The 18821-nt window shown below is 23.9% G+C and carries 19 protein-coding genes; 16 read left to right on the top strand and 3 right to left on the bottom strand.

Annotation, left to right across the window (positions count from 1 at the left end; all coding sequences use genetic code 4):
• Positions 1 to 414: 414 nt before the first annotated feature.
• The 14 genes from T383_RS0101880 (at position 415) to T383_RS0101820 (ending at position 12387) form a co-directional block, all read left to right on the top strand.
• Positions 415 to 1188: a ParA family protein gene (locus tag T383_RS0101880; RefSeq protein WP_033159972.1), complete on the top strand. Its 774-nt coding sequence runs from the start codon at positions 415 to 417 to the stop codon at positions 1186 to 1188.
• Between the two features lie 23 nt (positions 1189 to 1211).
• The gene (locus T383_RS03755) at positions 1212 to 1691 is read left to right on the top strand and encodes a hypothetical protein (protein ID WP_052664008.1); all 480 of its coding nucleotides are present in this window, start codon (positions 1212 to 1214) and stop codon (positions 1689 to 1691) included.
• A 12-nt stretch (positions 1692 to 1703) separates the two neighbouring features.
• Positions 1704 to 3050, top strand: coding sequence for a chromosomal replication initiator protein DnaA (dnaA, locus tag T383_RS0101870; protein ID WP_052664007.1), 1347 nt, complete (start codon positions 1704 to 1706; stop codon positions 3048 to 3050).
• 114 nt (positions 3051 to 3164) lie between these two features.
• Positions 3165 to 3311: a 50S ribosomal protein L34 gene (gene rpmH / locus T383_RS03845; protein ID WP_084269051.1), complete on the top strand. Its 147-nt coding sequence runs from the start codon at positions 3165 to 3167 to the stop codon at positions 3309 to 3311.
• A 19-nt stretch (positions 3312 to 3330) separates the two neighbouring features.
• Entirely contained in the window at positions 3331 to 3678 is a 348-nt protein-coding gene (gene rnpA / locus T383_RS0101865; protein WP_156940243.1) for a ribonuclease P protein component, read from the top strand.
• 18 nt (positions 3679 to 3696) lie between these two features.
• A complete protein-coding gene (gene yidC, locus T383_RS0101860) occupies positions 3697 to 4827 on the top strand; it encodes a membrane protein insertase YidC (RefSeq protein WP_033159970.1) in 1131 nt (376 codons plus the stop codon).
• Positions 4820 to 5647 carry a 16S rRNA (adenine(1518)-N(6)/adenine(1519)-N(6))-dimethyltransferase RsmA gene (gene rsmA / locus T383_RS0101855; protein ID WP_052664005.1) on the top strand — a complete coding sequence of 276 codons (828 nt, stop codon included), beginning with the start codon at positions 4820 to 4822 and terminating at the stop codon, positions 5645 to 5647. The genes yidC and rsmA overlap by 8 nt, the downstream gene beginning before the upstream one ends.
• An 89-nt stretch (positions 5648 to 5736) precedes the next feature.
• Positions 5737 to 6390, top strand: coding sequence for a GHMP family kinase ATP-binding protein (locus T383_RS0101850; protein WP_169735591.1), 654 nt, complete (start codon positions 5737 to 5739; stop codon positions 6388 to 6390).
• Complete coding sequence (gltX, locus tag T383_RS0101845; RefSeq protein WP_033159968.1) at positions 6383 to 7840, top strand: glutamate--tRNA ligase; 1458 nt, start codon at positions 6383 to 6385, stop codon at positions 7838 to 7840. The genes T383_RS0101850 and gltX overlap by 8 nt, the downstream gene beginning before the upstream one ends.
• 3 nt (positions 7841 to 7843) lie before the next feature.
• Entirely contained in the window at positions 7844 to 9178 is a 1335-nt protein-coding gene (locus T383_RS0101840) for an HD domain-containing protein (RefSeq protein WP_052664004.1), read from the top strand.
• 53 nt (positions 9179 to 9231) lie between these two features.
• Positions 9232 to 9555, top strand: coding sequence for a DNA-directed RNA polymerase subunit delta (gene rpoE / locus T383_RS03635; RefSeq protein ID WP_052664002.1), 324 nt, complete (start codon positions 9232 to 9234; stop codon positions 9553 to 9555).
• 151 nt (positions 9556 to 9706) lie between these two features.
• Complete coding sequence (gene fba / locus T383_RS0101830) at positions 9707 to 10597, top strand: class II fructose-1,6-bisphosphate aldolase (protein ID WP_033159967.1); 891 nt, start codon at positions 9707 to 9709, stop codon at positions 10595 to 10597.
• A 5-nt stretch (positions 10598 to 10602) separates the two neighbouring features.
• Positions 10603 to 11712: a redox-regulated ATPase YchF gene (ychF, locus tag T383_RS0101825; protein WP_033159966.1), complete on the top strand. Its 1110-nt coding sequence runs from the start codon at positions 10603 to 10605 to the stop codon at positions 11710 to 11712.
• 15 nt (positions 11713 to 11727) lie between these two features.
• Positions 11728 to 12387, top strand: a complete 660-nt coding sequence (locus T383_RS0101820; protein ID WP_033159965.1) for a thymidine kinase — start codon at positions 11728 to 11730, stop codon at positions 12385 to 12387.
• A gap of 61 nt (positions 12388 to 12448) precedes the next feature.
• Here T383_RS0101820 and T383_RS0101815 read toward each other — a convergent pair whose 3' ends face one another.
• Genes T383_RS0101815 through T383_RS0101805 form a run of 3 tightly spaced genes read right to left on the bottom strand, consistent with a single transcriptional unit; the run spans position 12449 to position 15033 of the window.
• Positions 12449 to 13324 carry an ATP-grasp domain-containing protein gene (locus T383_RS0101815; RefSeq protein WP_169735590.1) on the bottom strand — a complete coding sequence of 292 codons (876 nt, stop codon included), beginning with the start codon at positions 13322 to 13324 and terminating at the stop codon, positions 12449 to 12451.
• Positions 13314 to 14204, bottom strand: coding sequence for a RimK family alpha-L-glutamate ligase (locus T383_RS0101810; protein ID WP_052664000.1), 891 nt, complete (start codon positions 14202 to 14204; stop codon positions 13314 to 13316). The genes T383_RS0101815 and T383_RS0101810 overlap by 11 nt, the downstream gene beginning before the upstream one ends.
• Positions 14176 to 15033 (bottom strand): bifunctional 5,10-methylenetetrahydrofolate dehydrogenase/5,10-methenyltetrahydrofolate cyclohydrolase, encoded by an 858-nt coding sequence (locus tag T383_RS0101805; protein WP_033159963.1) that lies wholly within the window; start codon positions 15031 to 15033, stop codon positions 14176 to 14178. The genes T383_RS0101810 and T383_RS0101805 overlap by 29 nt, the downstream gene beginning before the upstream one ends.
• 1061 nt (positions 15034 to 16094) lie before the next feature.
• Between T383_RS0101805 and T383_RS0101800 the strand changes: the two genes are divergently transcribed.
• Together T383_RS0101800 and T383_RS0101795 are read left to right on the top strand one after the other, a co-directional pair.
• On the top strand, positions 16095 to 17156 hold the full coding sequence (locus T383_RS0101800) for a hypothetical protein (protein WP_033159962.1): 1062 nt from the start codon (positions 16095 to 16097) through the stop codon (positions 17154 to 17156).
• Between the two features lie 193 nt (positions 17157 to 17349).
• On the top strand, positions 17350 to 18600 hold the full coding sequence (locus T383_RS0101795) for a DUF2130 domain-containing protein (protein WP_033159961.1): 1251 nt from the start codon (positions 17350 to 17352) through the stop codon (positions 18598 to 18600).
• The last annotated feature ends 221 nt before the right edge of the window (positions 18601 to 18821 follow it).

Genomic DNA, 18821 nt, shown 5'->3' with positions numbered 1-18821 from the left:
CTTATTTAAGTATTTACAATACTCACATAATATTACTACAATATTGTTTTAATATTTTTATTAGAAACTTTCAGTTATTCTTAAAATTAAAAAATGATTTTATTACAGATACTATTTGTTTATCTAATGTAACTATAATACTTACACAATATCACTATAATATTGTTTTAATATTATCATTATATTTATTCTTGAAATTAAGAACGGTTTTATGCAGATAGTATTTGTTTATATAATTTCAATTAAAATACTTACATAATATGATTACAATATTGTTTTAATATTACTTTAATGTAATCAATTTAATTGAACTTTTTTATAAAAAGACATAGTATAATATCAAAACAATATTACAAGTTTATATTTTAACTTGGAAACAAAATTTCTATTATTTAACACAAAGGTAAATGTTTTATGATTATATCTTTTGTAAACAATAAAGGTGGCGTTCTCAAAACCACATTGTCTACAAATATTGCTGGAGCTTTTTTAAAAATAAAAGCCAATTCACGAGTAATTATTGTTGATTTAGATGGACAAGGAAATGTTTCAGCTACTTTCGGGCAACACCCAGAGCGATTAACTAATACTATAATAAACGTTTTAAAAAAAGAAATCTCAGTTGATGATTCTATCATCAATACTCAATGTATAGGTTTGGATATTTTGCCTTGCAACCATGAGTTAAGTTTTGTAGATTTGGATGTTGCAAATGGAGATTATAAAGCATCAGATATAAAAGAAGTATTAATGGAATTAGAAAAAAAATATGATTATGTTTTAGTTGATACGCCCCCAGCAATGTCAACTATAGTTTCTGTTGCTATGAGTGTCTCAAAATTAATTGTTATACCATTTGAACCAGACCAATATTCTATGCTAGGATTAATGAGAATTGTTGAAACAATGGAGAAATTTAGAAAAAAAAATCCTAAGTTATCTGCAATTGTTGTTCCTACAAAATTTTCTACAAGAACTAGACTTCATAATGATGTTTTATCACTTGTGCAAAATAAACTTAAAAATAAGGATGTAAATGTTACAAAGCAATACATTTCTTATACAACCAAATCTGCATCAGCTGTTGGTTATGAAAGATTACCTATAATATTGCTTAGTCAAAAAAATAAATATCAAGATGAATATCTAGCAGTTGCAAAAGAAATATTAAATAAACTTAATAACTAAAATATATCTAAATGAGGTTGCTTGTGGATAATAAATCTAAGAAAAAAAGAAACTTTGTAGACCTATCAGATGATTCTTCAGAAAATACTAATTTTATAAAAAAAGAAAATAAACCTTTAAATGTTAATAATTTAAAAAAAGGTTACATTGATTCTTCTTTACCCCCAAAACCTACAAACAATGATTTGGAAAAAAACATTGGAAACAAAACACATTATGTAAAAAATAATCCAGAATCGGATAACAAAAATAATGACAACTTAAATCTAAGTCTTGAAGTTAAAAAAAAGGATGATTCATTTTTGCAAGAAAGTGGAATATCAAAAGAAACTTCGTTAAAAACTAATTTTGAAATTCCGGTAGTAGAACCTTTAAACAAAGGTTTTCATTTTTATTCAAATGATAGAGTTATGAATAAAGTAAAAAAATTTGCAAAAAAGAAAAATATAAAATTATCTAGACTTATTACTATTATTTTAGATAAATCTATTCAAGAGATGTAATGTATTAAAATTATGCCTTCAAATGATTATTTAAATGAAGAATGAATAAAAGTACTTAAAAAAATTGAACCATTAATTGAAAATTCAAACTTTTTTGAATTACATATAAAAAAGCTAAGTGTTAGTTTTTTTGATGGAGAAAATTTATTTGTAACTGTAAATTCAGATTTTGTTAGAAACACTTTGTTTGAAAATTATCTAGATAAATTTAATGAAATTGCAAGTAGTGTTTTTGGGAAAAACATAAATGTAAAATTTTTAGAAGAAAAAGAAATAAATTTGTTTATAGAAAAAAATCAATTAAAAAATTTTTTTGATAAAAACAATTATTTTTTAGATTTTAAAAAAAATATGACATTTTATAATTTTGTAGTTGATGATTCTAATAGTTCAGCATACAATGCTGTAAAAATGTTATCAATTAATGCTCCTTATAAATGTAGTCCATTATTTATATATGGAGAAACAGGTTTAGGGAAAACTCATCTTGCAAATGCACTATGTAATGATTACCTTAATAATTTTCCTAATTCCAAAATTATTTATTTATCTAGTGATGATTTTACTAGAAAGGTTATTGAGTTTTTGAATAGCAAAAAAATAGAAGATCTTAAACAACATTTTAAAGAAGCAGATCTTTTGGTTATGGAAGATATTCAATTTTTAACAAAAAGAGATAAAACAAATGAAATATTTTTTAACATATTTAATTATTTGGTTAACAAAGAAAAAATAATTCTTATTACATCAGATAAAACTCCTGATCAACTTTATGATTTTGAACCAAGAATGATTTCTAGATTTGCTTCAGGTTTAACAATATGCATTAAAAAACCAGAAATAAAAACGATTATTGAAATATTACATTTAAAACTTAAAGAACTAAATGTTTCATTTAGATTAACAGATCAAGCAGTAACTAAAATAGTTAATTTATTTAACTATGATATTAGAAGACTTGAAGGAATAATAAATAGAATTATTTTTTTTGTGGTGACAAAATATAAAAACATATCAGTTATTGATAACAAACAAATAGATGAAATATTAGAGTCTGAATACAATATCATTAACAAAGAATTAAATAAAGATCCACAAATTTTATTAGAAAAAATTTGTAGGAACTACAACATAAAAAAAGACGATGTTTTATCAATTTCTAGAAAAGCAGATCATACAAATGTTAGAAAAATTTGTATGTATGTTTTTTATAAAAATTTACATATGTCTTTAAGTGAAATAGGACGTTTTTTTAATAGAGATCATTCAACAGTAAAAACATCTATTGAAAGCATCGAAAAAATAATAAAAAATGATTTAACCTTAAAATCTTTTCTTGAGAATATAGCTGTAAAATAATTATAGTTAGTGCTACACTTATATTACTTAATTTGGTATATTATTTTGATATAGGTTATAATATAATATTGTAAACTTATAAACCATTGCTAGTGTGCACAAATTTGAGATTTTATGAAAAGAACATATCAACCCAATAAACGCAAAAGGGCAAAAGTGCATGGATTTCGAGAAAGAATGTCCACTTCTTCAGGCCGCAAAATTTTATCTAACAGACGAAAAAAAGGAAGATATAAATTAACAGTTTCAGATGAAAACTAGTTACTAATATAAGTTAGTTGTGAACAAAAAACATCGTCTTTCCGATAGGAAAGTTTTTGAGTCAATAATCAAAAGCAATAAGGTGTACTCAAAAAAATATTTGATTTATTTTCAAAAAAATTCTTTTAATTTTTTTCGTGTGTCAATAAATGCTTCAAAAAATAAATTTAAATTAGCAGTTGATAGAAACAAGATAAAAAGACAATTAAGATCTTTTTGTGACCAAATAAAACCTAATGTATCTTTAGATATTTTGATTATTGTAAATAAAACATATTTGAATGATAGTTATCAAAAAAATTATTCTGATTTTTTGTATTTGATTAAAAAACTAGAGTTTTTCACAAAGAATAAGATCTTAAATTAACTTAAGGAAAAAATATAAATGCCAGCAGATACTTTAACATTCAATCCATTTTGATCTGCAAGTGTAGTAAATGAAAATAAAACTAAAAAAAATTTAAAAAAAGTATGGGATATATTTTTTAAATTTTTAAAAATATGTATTTTTTTATTTTTAACTGTAATTGGTTTATGAGGATGTACTCAAGGTTTTGCTGAACCATGAGTTGGTACTAATACCCAATTAGGAATGGGTTTAGAAATTGGATATAATTATGGCACAACTGGAGATTTTAGATATGATCTTCAAGCTAGCAATAATTCACCTTATTTCACTTTCTCAAATTTTACTATGGCATATGGTCCTTTCTATGCTTGGTTTGTTTGACCTGCAGCCCAGATTGTTTTACCATTAATGTATGCAACTAGAACTCCTTTGGGTTTTGGAGTTGAGTTGGGTTTTAATACCATATTATCAATAGTTATATTGCTTTTAATTATTCGTATTATAACTATGTCAATAACATTAAATTCAACTTTTGCAACTGAAAGAATGACAGAGATTCAAGGCAAAGTTGCAGAAATTAATGCTAAATATAAGAATAATAAAGATCCGCAATCTAGAAGAAATAAGCAACTGGAAATAATGCAGTTGTACAAGAAAAATAAAATTAAATCTTCAGCAATGTTTGTTCAACTATTTGTAACTTTACCAATTTTTTTAATAGTCTTTAGAATAGTATCCTCTGTTAGACCAATAAAAGCAACGATTTTATTTACAATTTGGGATTTATCTAAAACTCCAATATCAGAGATTTTTAGTAATTTTAACAACGGTGGGTGAACTTATATTTTCTTTTTGTTAATTGTTATTCCTATGCAATTTGTTTCACAAAAATTACCACAATATTGAGCAAGTAGAAGAAATAGAAATTCAAAAGCTCAAAGTCAAAAAGGCAATGAGCAATTAAATAGAAATAAAAAAATGCAATTAATATTTTCTGTATTTTTAGCATTTATTACTGCAATTTCAGCCGCCGGTGTTGGGTTATATTGGTTCTTTAATTCTATCTTTACAATATTGCAATCTTATTTAACTCATATAATTATTTTAAATCGTCGTAAAAAGATACATAACTCTTCTAAATTGGACAAAATATTGAACAGTGACTAGTAAAAAAGAAATTTTAAATTTTTTTCAAAAGAATGAATTTATTGCTTCTAAAAAAATGGGGCAAAATTTTTTAATTGACCAAAATATTATTATCAAAATTAAAAAATTAATTGCAAGTTTTGGACCAGACAGTATATTAGAAATAGGGCCAGGATTAGGTGCAATGACTGAAACTATGAAAAAAATTGTAAAAAAAGAATACAAAGCAATAGAAATAGACAAAAGGTTGGTTGATTATTTAATTACTAAAAATATTTTAAGTAATTCTCAACTTATTTGTAGTGATGCTTTAAAAATAAATTGAAATGAAATAATTTTACCTGGAAATGTTTGCTTGATTGGTAATCTTCCTTATTCTATTTCTACACCATTAATTTCTAAATTTATTGAAACTGATAAATTTAAATATGCAATTTTTATGTTGCAACTAGAAATGGGGCAAAGAATAAGTGCTAAAATAAATTCTAAGAATTATAATGCATTCAGTGTTTATGCCCAGTACTATTTAGATGTAAAAAACTTCTTTATTGTAGAACCAGTTGCTTTTTTTCCACAACCTAAAGTAAAATCTTGTATTTTAGTTTTAAAAAAAAATGAAAATTTAAAAAACCAATTTGAGAAAATTGAATTTAAAAATTTTTTATTCAAATGTTTTAATCAAAGAAGAAAAACTTTATTTAATAATTTAAAAAATTATTTCCCAATTAGTTTAATTCAATTATCATTTAAAGAACTTAATTTAAGTTTAAATGTTAGACCTCAAGAGTTAGATATTCAACAATTTGCATTTTTAACTCAATGTATGTTATGCAAGAAATAATAAATTCCTATTGTAAATTTAATTTAATCTTAAAAATTTTAGATTATTCTGAATGCTATAAAAAACATAAGCTTTTTAGTATTTTTGTTTTGTCTAAAAAATTTTTTGATCAAATAAATGTTTATAAAATTAAAAATAAAAATATTGAAATTATTTACCAAGACTCTGACAATAAAAAAATTAAAATTGAAAATAGTATTATTAATAAAGCAATATTTTTATTTGAAAAATTTTACAACTTAAAAGTTACTAATTTTAAGTTTGTGGTTATAAAAAATATACCAATAGGTTCAGGTCTTGGAGGTGGATCTAGTAATGCTGCATGCATTTTAAATTTTTTGTATAAAAAATATAATATTCCAAAAAATAAACAAATACCTTTTTTAAAAATTGCAATTGAATTAGGATCAGATATTCCATTCTTTTTGTCCAATTATTCATCAGCATTAGTTACTAATTTTGGTGATTCTATTTATCCAATTAATTTACCTAATATTGACCATAGTATTATAATTAATAAGTTAATATGCAAAACTGATCTTGTTTTCCAAAAATATAAAGATTTAGAAAAATTTAATAATTTTGGTTATCAAAATGATTTAATGCCTGCAGCATTTCTTTTGTATCCTGATTTAGTGAGGATATATAAAAATTTGTTGAAAAAACACAACAATGTAATTATGTCAGGTTCAGGCAGTTCATTTGTTGTTCTGCATAACAATAAGAGGAGCAAATATGAGTAAAGTTAGAACTAGATATGCGCCATCGCCAACAGGAAAATTTCATATTGGTGGCGCAAGAACTGCTTTGTTTAACTATTTGTATGCAAAACATAATAGTGGAGAATTTATTGTTCGTATAGAAGATACTGATGTTGAAAGAAATGTTGAAGGCGGAATTGAATCACAATTTTCATGTTTAAAGTGATTAAACATTTTTGCAGATGAATCAATTGAATCGCCCACAAAACATGGTCCTTATATTCAAAGCATGAAATTTGATGTTTATAAAAAATATGCTTATGAATTATTGAACAAAAAATTAGCATATCGTTGTTTTTGTACTGCAGATGAATTGACAAAAGCAAGAGAAATGGCAACATTATCTAGAGAAACTCCCAAGTATTCAAGGAAATGTTACAAATTATCAGAAAGTGAAATTCAAAGTAAATTGAACCAAAACATTCCATATGCAATCCGTTTGCATATAAATCAAGAAAATGAATATAGGTGAATTGATTTAATTAGAGGTGAAATGGTTGTTCCTGCATCTTCAATGACCGATCCTGTTATTTTAAAATCTAATCAAATAGCTACATACAATTTTGCAGTTGTCATTGATGACCATGATATGAATATAACTCACATTTTACGAGGAGAAGAACACATTTCTAATACTCCATACCAGATTGCAATTAAAGAAGCACTTGGTTTTGATGATGCATTTAATTATGGTCATTTATCAATAATTATTGATGAATCTGGTAAAAAATTATCTAAGCGAAATTTAGATATAGAACAATTTATTGAAGGTTTTATGCATAAAGGATATTTATCAAATGCTTTGGTAAATTTTATTGCACTTTTGGGGTGATCTGATCCAGACAATAATGAAATTCTTTCTATGAATGATTTAATTAAAAAATTTTCAATTGATAGAATTAGTTTAGCACCAGCTTTTTTTGATATCAAAAAACTTAATTGAATTTCTAATGAATATTTTAAAAAAATGGACAATGAAATTTATTCAAAATTTATTTTACCATTCATAAAAATTGATAATCCTCTCCTTTTTAATAAAGAAGATAAATTGGCATTATTTTTTAAAAAAAATTTGCATTTTGCTTCAGAAATAAATGAATTAATTAAAATGAATTTTTTAAGTGATTTTTCATGGCAAGGTCTTAATGAAAATGCAAAAAATTTAATTATTAATTCTGAAAAAAATAAAAGTTTATTTATTACTTTGCTTGATAAATTTTCAAATATTTTAGAATGGAATGAAATAAATATCAAGCAAGCTATCAAAGAAACAGGTATTGAACAAAATATTAGTGGGAAAGATTTGTTCATGCCAATTAGATTGTTGATGACAGGTAATGAACATGGACCTGAACTAGCTATCATAATTAGCATTTATGATAAGAGTAATGTGTTAAAAATTATTCAAGAATGTATTTCTAACTTAAATTAATTTATGAAAAAATTTAATGATGCTAAGATTTTTAGTTTTAAACCTTTTTCCAAATTACAGTTTTTAAAAGACCCTATTCATAATGAAATTAATTTTGATGAAGATACAGCTTGGATGTATAACCTTTTAAGCACACAAGAATTTAAAAGATTGCAAGATATAAAGCAATTAGGCTTATCTGTTAATATTTTTCCTGGCGCAACTCATACTAGAGCCGCTCATTGTTTAGGAGCATATGAGGTTATGCGACGTATTTTATCTAATGCTAGTTTTAAAAATATTAGTAAATGTGAAAAATTAACATTATTATGTGCGTCTTTATTACATGACATTGGTCATGCGCCACACTCACATGCATTTGAAGATTATTTTGTTACTTCATTAGATAAAAGTGGCAAATTTTTATTTGAACATGAAGATTTATCTACAAAATTAATAACAAATCCAAAAGGGAATATTTATCATATTTTAAAGAAAAATAAAATTGACCCTGAGATGGTTGCATCATTAATTTCGCCAAAACATGCTAACAAACAATTTCCTTTATGAATGTCACAACTTATTTCTTCGGAATTAGATGTTGATCGTTTAGACTATTTACTTAGAGACTCATATTACACAGGGGCAAATTACGGATATGTTGATGTAAATGCATTGACACACTGAATTCATTTTGATCAAAAAAATAAACAGATAACTTTTATGAAAAAAGCTATTCCAGTTATTGAAAACTTTTTAATTGGAAGATATCATATGTATCAAACAGTTTATTTAAATGAAAAAACATCACTATCAGTTGCTGCGCTTTGATTTGCTTTTAAAAGAATTAAGCACTTAGATTTAAAAAATAAGTTTGACTGACAAGGGAATAATTATATTAAAAACTTGATTAAAGTTTTTTTTAATGAATTACCTACATCTGAAATAAATTTAAGTGAATATATTTGAATAAGTGATAGTACTTTTAATAATTTTTTACTAAATACATATTTAAATAATAACGATGCAATTTTGCACAAAATTTTAGAATCATATTTTAATAAAAATCAGTACATAATGCTATTATTTGATGATCAAAACAAATGCAATTTTTATTATAAAAAATTTCAAAAACAAAAAGAACATGAATATTTTGTTACAAAATATGAACCACCTAAAAAAAATTTTTATTCAAAAAATAAAAAATTGTCTGAAATTTTAATTTATGATGAAATTACTAAAAAAACAAATCCTATTTCTAAAGAAAGCCAAATTATTAAAAATGGCAATGAATTGTTTTTGCAAAGCAATAAATACATTTATGGCATTTTAATTCATGAGGATTTTTTTAAAAAGTAAACTATAATACAAGTAATATGATACGTTTCTATTTCAAAATCTAGGTGTTACTAATGACTAGCTTAATTGATAAAGCTTATGCAATTGCACAATCTCAGTTTAAAAATAAATCATTTGACTTTAATGCCTTATGAAAAGAAATTATTAAAAATGCCAAAATTTCAAAAGATGAAGAATCTAAAATTGTAGGTAATTTTTATATAGAATTGCTACAAGATGCTAGATTTATTCATGTTGGTGATCGTAAATGACGTTTAAGAGAAACCATTAAATATGGTGAATTAGATAAAATATCTCAATCAATGTTTGGTGGCAAGGAATATTATGAAGAAGGTTATGAAAATTTTATTCCTGAAAAAAATGAAAATGAAGATTAACCAACTGTAAATATGAGCAATGAAGATAATGTTTCAGATACTTCTTATGTTCAAAACTTACTAGATAGTGAGACAGAAATTATTGATGATAATGAAAATGATGATTTATAGTTTTTGCTAAATTTTATAAAAACACGTGGGAGTCAATGGTATGAGTTTAAATTCACAAAATAAGTTTCAAAATGCTAATGGAATTATAAGAGACGCCCATAAGAATAGTTATGCAATTGCACATATAAATATTAATAATTTAGAATGAACTAAAGCAGTTCTAGAAGCTGCACAAGAAACAAGAACACCTGTTATTTTAGGTGTTTCAGAAGGTGCTGCTAAGTACATGGGTGGTTATTGCACTGTAAGTTCAATGCTTAATAATTTAATGAAATTTATGAAGATTGATATTCCAGTTGTTCTGCATTTAGATCATGGTACATATGAAGGTGCTTTTAAAGCATTAGATGCTGGTTTTAGTTCTGTAATGTTTGATGGTTCACATTTGCCATTTATTGATAATTTAGAAAAATCTAAAAAGATTTTAGAATATGCTAAATCATTTTCAGCATCAGTTGAATTGGAAACAGGAACTATTGGTGGCGAAGAGGATGGAGTTATTGGTCGAGGAGAATTAGCTGACCCAAGTGAATGCAAACAATTGGTAGATTTGGGCAATGTGACTATGCTTGCTGCTGGTTTTGGCAATATTCATGGACTTTATCCAAAAAATTGAGAAGGATTAAATTTTAATTGTTTAGAAACAATTCATACTATAACTAATACTCCTTTAGTTCTTCATGGTGGTTCAGGAATTCCAGAAGATCAAATAAAACAAGCTATTTCTTTGGGTATTAGTAAAATTAATGTTAACACAGAGTGTCAATTAGCATTTGCTGAAGCAACTAGGAAATATATTTTAGATAACAAAGACTTAAATTATGATAAAAAGGGTTATGACCCAAGAAAGCTTTTAAAACCAGGATTTGATGCAATTAAAGAAATGTGTATTTCTAAGTTTAAACTTTTTGGTTCTATAGGGAAAGCATAATTTTTATGTTATCTGCTGGAATTGTTGGATTGCCTAATGTGGGGAAATCTACATTGTTTAATGCTATAACTAATTTAAAAGTGGTAGCCAATAACTATCCCTTTGCTACCATTGAACCAAATGTAGGTATTGTTGAAGTTAAAGATGAAAGATTAATTCAATTAGCTAACTTAATACAATCAGAAAAGACAGTTTTTGCTACTTTTAAGTTTGTTGATATTGCTGGCCTTGTTAAGGGAGCATCTAAAGGTGAAGGTCTTGGAAATAAATTTTTATCTAATATTAGAGATGTCGATTGCATTTGTCATGTAATTCGTTGTTTTGATAATTCTAATATAACTCATGTTAGTAATGAAATTAATCCAATTAATGATTTAAATGCTATAAACACAGAATTAATTATTTCCGACTTAGAATTGATTGAAAATAGAATTGCAAGAATATCCAAAAAAGCACAATCAGGAGACAAGAGTGCAATTAATGAATTAGAATTTTGTAAATTAATTCAAGACACTTTAAGCAAAAATACTTTTGCTAGTGAAGCAATTCAAAATAATAAAGAAATTTCTGAGTATGCAAAATCTTATAATTTATTAACTACTAAACCAATTATTTATGTAGCAAATATTTCAGAAGAATATATTAAAAACCCAGATAATTGCACTTATTTTTCTAATTTAAAAAAATATTTATTAGAACATAATTCTAATAATATTATTATTCCTATTAGTGCAAAAATAGAATCAGAGTTATCAGAATTAAATGAAATAGATAAAAAAGAAATGTTAGACGCATTGGGTTTTAAGCACGGATCAGGATTAGATAAAATTATTCAAGAATCATACAAAATTTTAAATCAATGCACATATTTTACATTTGGAAAAAAAGAGACAAGAGCATGAACATTTTTAAAAGGATATAAAGCTCCACAGTGTGCTGGATTAATTCATTCTGACTTTGAAAAAGGATTTATTAAAGCTGAAATTATTTCTGTGGCTGATTTACTTAAATATAAGTCTGAAGTTAAAGCAAAAGAAGCCGGGAAAGTTCATTTAGAAGGAAAAGATTATGTTATGAACGATGGGGATGTTTGTAACTTTAGATTTAATGTTTAAATTAATGAGGGCAAGATGGCTAAAAAAAATGCATTTATAAATCAATCTGGTTGAATTGAAGTTATTTGTGGGCCAATGTTTGCTGGCAAATCTGAAGAATTGATAAGAAGGGTAAACCGATGATCATTTGCAAATATTAAATGCCTTGTGTTTAAACCAGATGTTGACTCAAGAAATAAAGATGTTAGATCTAGAGATGGCAGGCATATTGCAGCAATTACTATTCATGATCCTTATGATATGTATAAACATGTAGATACACAAAGACCAGATTTGGTGGCAATTGATGAAGTTCAATTTTTTGGTGATGAAATTATTGAAATAGTTCAAACTTTTGCTGATAATGGTATCAATGTTTTAGTTGCTGGATTAGATCGAGATTTTAGAGGAGAACCATTCGGATCTATTCCTGCATTATTAACAATTGCTGAAAAAGTAACTAAATTAACAGCTATATGTACTGAATGTGGTGCAGAAGCTTCTAGAACACAAAGATTAATTAATGGAAATCCAGCACCATATGAATCTCCATTAATTTTGATAGGAAATCAAGAATCTTATACAGCAAGATGTAGACATCATCATAGTGTACCAAATAGACCTGTAAAACCTGAGACAACTGATTTTAAACAAAAAATTAAAACTAAAAATCTGGATGATTGTTCAAAATCTTAATTAGATAAACAATTTAATTCAAAAAAAACACTTAAATGACAAAGTTATTTTTTAACATTTATTAAAATTTTATAATGTCATTTCAAAATCTTTTATCATTTCAAGATTTACATTTTTTTAAATTTTTTAATATGGAAGCCACAAATATTTTTGGAACATTTATTTTAGGTTTAAGGTGGTATATCATTCTAGAACCAACTACATCTTCAATTTCATTTAAAATTAATTTTTTTTTGTCATTAATAAAAAAATCTAAACCATAGAAACCCAATGGCAATTTATTTATTATTTTTTTAACATATTTTTTTTGTAAGAAATTGAGTCTAAATTTACTAGCATTTTTGTTTATAGAAAAATTACTTCTAAACTCATTTAAATTTGTTGCCATTCTTTTTGCAACAAATAAAATTTTCTTAAACATTACATAGACTCGAATATCAACATTTCCTTGTTTAAAAAAATCTTGAATGATAAATTCTTTATTTATTAAATTTATTTTATTTAAATCATTAATATCATTTATTTTATAAACTTCTTTGCCTCCATGGCCTTTTATTTCTTTAATTACAAAAGGGTAAGTTAAATTATTTTTTTTATTAAAAAGTTTGGTATCTAAAACATTTATTTTATTTAATTTACATCATAAATATGTTTTAAATTTATTATTAGCCATATCTGTAAATGTAGGATTATTCAAAACAATTGAATCTTTTTTTTTATTAATTAAAAAATCAATTGATCTAGAACGATTAATTATTACTTCATATTTAGTTAAATCAATCTTATTATTGTTATCAATTAATATTAGATCACATAAAACATTTCATTTAGTTAATTCATAAATGATTTGATCTGCAAAAAAATTATTATTATCATAATCATTTTTTGTATACACAAGTGCTATTTTTAAATTATGTTTGTTTCTTTTACATTCCATATTTTTTATCATTTATTATTTCATTCAATAAAGTTTTTCCAAAATTTATATTGTAAATTTTAGAAATATTACTTAATTGAGCATTAGTATTTGCTTCACAAAAAATTCAATTTTTATTTTTATCATATAAAAAATCAATTCCAGCATAAAACAAATTTAATTTGTTAATTATCAAATTAAGCATTTTTTTATGATCATTTGATATATTAGTAATTATTGTTCCTGTTGCATTTTGAGATAAATTAGAGCGAAAATCTAAAGTGTTAGTTTGTTTTAAAATACCGACAATTTTTTTGTTTATTATTAAAACTCTAATACTTGTGCCAGGATTATAATTTATAAATTCTTGAATTATTATTTGCTTATTCATTAATTTATTAAATTTTGTATCAAATTCTTCAATATTATTAATCAAATAAACTTGCTTACCAAAAGACCCATACACTTCTTTTACAATAAGAGGAAATTTAAATGATTTTTTAATTATTTTTAAAAATGATAAATAATTTTGCTTTGATGTGTTTAAATTAAAAGTTAGAGGTCCAATTAATGTTTTTGGTTGAGCAATACCTTCATTCATTAAATGCACATGTGTTAAAGCTTTATTGTCACATACATTTATTGCATCTGAATTATTGTAAAGAAGATAACCATAATTTTCTAATAATTTAGCTAAAGCAATATTTTTATCTAAAAATAATATTTTTTTTGTTGGTAATTTTATGTTTTTAGAACTAATTAAACTAAAAATATTATTACTTGGAATGTTAAAAAGTTTAATATTTAAAAGCTTTGCAGCTTTATTAATTAATATAAATTGTTCATTATTTTTTAATTTATTTACATAAGGGTTATAAACAATTGTTAATTTTTTGTTCATCTTGAATATTTGATAAAAGTATTAAATTTTTAATAAGCATAATAATCGTTAAAGGTCCTATTCCTCCAGGCACAGGGGTACCTCATTTAGCATTTAGTTGTGCTTCTTCATAATTGATATCACCAGATATTTTTTTAGACAAGTTATTGTTTGATCTATTAATTCCTATATCAAAAAAAGCCGCTCCTTCTTTTATTAAACTAGAATCTATTACATTTGTTTTTCCTATTGCAGATATCAATATATCTGCCTTTGCAACATATTTATTAATATTTTTATTGTTTTTATCCAAAGCTATAATTTTATATTTATTTTTATATCAATTGATTATTGGTGACCCACCTGTTTTACCTTTTCCTAAAACAACAATTGTTTTATTTCTAAAAGGTATTTTATATTTTTTTCTAAAAGCATCAATCGCTCCCACAAGACAAGGCAAAGGACTTTTTCTATTAGAATTTTTTAAAGTCAAAGTTTTTTTATTAAAAACATCAACATCTTTTAAAGGATTAATTTTTTTTAAAATTAAATCTACATTAAGATTTTTAGGTATGGGCAATTGCAATAAAATACCATTTACTTTATTATTTTTATTTAATTTTTCAATGATAGATATCAAATCATTACTTGTTATAGATTCAGGTAATTTTCAAAATTTTGTTTTAATATTTAATTCTTTACATATTTTTATTTTTTTTTGCACATATATAGAACTAGCATAATCATTACCTATTTGAATAATGTCTAAACGTATTTTTTTATTTTGCAAAAAAGGAATAAGTTCTTTTTGGAATTGTTTAGCTAATTTTATGCCATCTAATTTAATCATATAAAACCCTATATAATGTTTATTAATTAAGTATGTTTAAATTATTTTTATAGCAAATTATATTGTTTTATTATTTATAAAAACAAGTAAAATAACTTTGATATTTTAAATAATTAATTATGCTTTGTAATGACTTTTTGTAGTTTCTTTTAAATAAAGAAACAACATTTCAATAAGTCAAAAAATAAAACCATTTGTTAATAAAAGTTTATTTTTAATATGATAATTATCAATATATTTTTTCTTGAATTTACTAAATTTATTATAGAAGTTATTGAGCTAATAGTAAAAACAAATTAATTTTAAATGAATGTTTATTGTGATTATTTTATTAATTTCATAATTTCAATTATTATGTAAATTAATACTATACCCATAATTAGCAAAGAAAAATTTTGCCATTATAATCATAAATAGTTTGATTATAAAAATAATGAACATCAATGCGATTGTAAAGGTATTTTGTTAAATATTGATTTATTCAATTTACTCTTATAGCATGTATTAAATTACAAGAAATTGTAACTTTAAAAATTCTTAAATTATTTACTTATAAATTTGTTGATTCAAATTGGTAATCAAAATCTACTAATTTTAAATTAACATTAAAATCAATAATACTGTAATCTTTGCAAATTTTAGATATGATGAAACTTTATATTTAAGGGTTAATGTTGTATTAAAAGATTTCATTAAACAATTAACTAAATTTTATGATGTATTTAGCAAATTAAAAGCATAAATTAAATAAATAATGGTTGTATTAATTATTAATATAACTTTAAATAATGTCACTATAAAATCAAAATATTTACCTTATAAAAAAGGTTTTTTGCTTTTTAAAATCTGATAATTTTTAATCTAATGCTATATAAAATTGGAGCAATTTAAAAAGATACTTTATGACCAAATTGATAAAATTTGTTTTTTTTTTTTTTTGGTAGAGTATTACCTCCAACAACTTTATGATAAGTTTAAAATAAACTATTTGCTTAGTTTATTTTTTATCTACTTTTAGTAAATTTAGTTGTTGTTAATTTTTTAGTTTAAGAGAGGAAATTATGCAAAAAAGATATAAAAAAACATTAATTGCATTAGCAATTGCTACCCCGTTAGTAGTTACTTCAATAGTTGCTCCTACTGTGTTATTAACTAACAAAAATATTAGTAACAACATTAATGTTCTTCAAGATAGTGTAAGCAATAATGTTTCAAGTACTTCAAATGATTCTTTAATATCAACAACAGATGATTATAAGCACGATCATCACAATGATCATGGTAATTGTGACAAAGATCATTCAAATGAACAAAAACCTGTATTAACTAGAGTTGAACTTGTTGTTAATGGTAATAGCACATCTCTAGGATTATTTGGTAAAAATTTAAAAAATGTTAAAGATACAGATGTTAAAGTTACTAAGAAAGATGAAAACAAAACATTTAGTTTTGAGAGCAAAATAGGTGATACTGCATTACCCTCTGATGAAAATGGTAAATGAAAAAATTTAATTGATACTAATGAAGCATTAAAAATGGGAACATATGAAGTTTCAATTGGTGATAGCAAAGTTAGTTTTGATTTACATCCTTCATTCCCAACTAAACAAAACACAGTTGAATGAGGAAAAGAAATTTCAGTACAAGTTTATGGTATTGGTTTAGTTAAACTTAGTGATATTAAAGTAAAAACTAAAGAAGGAAATGATATTTCTGAAAAATTTGATATTAGTATTAAATCTACATACATAAACTTAAAAATTAAAGACCAAGCATTCTTAGAATCTATAAAAACAAATGGAACTGAAATTAGTCTAAGCATTAATGGTATAGAAGACAAAGCAACTATTAAGATCCAATCTGGTCTTAAAGCTAAAATTGAAAAAACTGAAACTAAAGTAAATGTTGACACAATTACTATTATAGTAACTGGCGAAAATCTAAGTAGTACAAACATTGATGACTTGTACATTTTACGTAAAGAAAGTGATTCAAGTTATTTTGATTCTGGTTTTACAAAAGATAGTTCTAGCACTAGCACAAAACTAGTTTTAACTAAAAAATCTAAAAATAACAATTCTAACTTAAACTTTGAAGTTAGATTAAAAAGCGATTGAAAATAATTTTTAATTAAAAATTTTATTCTTTAAAGAAAATTCAAAGTGCATCACCTATATTCAAAGTATTAGGTAGTGCACTTTTTTTATTCCAAGAGTGGAATAATTCCACAATATGTCAATAAATGACACTATAATTAATTTAGCATAAAAGATGTTTTGATAAGATAATTTTAATTGCAAGTGTAGGAGAAACATTATGCAAGATACAACCTTATATATTTTAATTGCATTAGTAGTATTAGTAGTTATTATTGGTATTTCAATTATTGTAGTGTGAATATTTCAATATCGTAAAAAGAAAAGTATTAATTTAAATTCTTACAATAACCAATGTAATAAATGTAATGAATTAAAAATTCAGTGTGATAAGTTTCAAGAAGAAAATAAAACTTTACACTTAGATAACGCTATATCAAAAGAAACTATTGCAGGAAAAACAGAATATATTTCTAAATTAGAAGATGAGAAAGCAAAGTTAAATACTGACAAAGATGAATTAATGAAACAAGTCTATTCAGATAAACATATTATAGAAGAATTAAAATCCACTAACCAAGATTTGCAGAATAAAATAAAATCACTAGACTTACAATTAGAAGATGCTAAAGAAAAAGCTCATACTCGTGATTTGCTTAATGTAAAACAATTAGGTGAAGACTTAGAAAAATGAAGTGAGAATGAATATAGAAAATATTTCCAATGATCAGAAGATACAATTTATGATAAAACAACAAAAGGTAGTTCATATCCAGATTTTTCTTTTAGAGTTTTTAATTGTAAAACCTCAGATTTAAAAAACTTATCAGAAGAAGATATGAATAGAATGACATTAGGTCATTGCATTTTAGAAATGAAAACTGAAGCAAATACAAGTATTAATAAGAAAAAAAATAAGGATCATTTAAAAGACGTAGAAAATGATCGAAAAAAATTGAATGCTGATACAGCTGTGCTAGTTACTGAATTAGAACGAGAAAAAACAATTCATATTGATAAAGCAGATTACTATGAAAATATTTATATTATTCGTCCTCAAATGTTAATTGCATTTTTAGGTTTATACCGTTTGGCTGTTTTATCAAATCGTGATATTAGAGAAAAACTTAATAATTACCAGTTGCAAAATAAATCAAGACATGAAATTGATAACATTTTTGAAACACTTAAATCAAATTTGATTGAAAAAAATGAATATATTAATGCCAGATGTGATGAGATTACTGGTGCTATTGATACAATTAAAAAAAATTTAGATACAATAGAAAATAAAAGCAATGTAATAAAAGGACATTCAAAATATTTGAAAAGAAAAATTGAAGATTTTGACATTAAAAAACCACTTAATGAACTAGAAAGTCTAGAGCAAAAAGATGTTTCAAACTATTCTTATTCATTAAATAACATAGAAGTGAATAACATTGAATCTACTATTGCAAATAACTTGTAGCAAAACTTTTAAAAAATAGTTGAAATTAAGAATAACATTTTACTAATTGACAAATTATATAAAGTAGTTTATTTTTAATTTGTAGTTTAAACTACTTAAAATAGATATTTTGAAAATAACATAATAAAGAGACAATTTTGTTGTTATTTCTAAATTTTATTAACTTTTAAATATTTTTTAAATAAAAATAAAAAATATCTATTATTATGTATACTTAATTA

This window comes from Mycoplasmoides alvi ATCC 29626 (assembly GCF_000701785.1).
Lineage (GTDB): Bacteria > Bacillota_I > Bacilli_A > Mycoplasmatales > Mycoplasmoidaceae > Mycoplasmoides > Mycoplasmoides alvi.
This window is presented reverse-complemented; position numbering and strand designations above follow the sequence as displayed.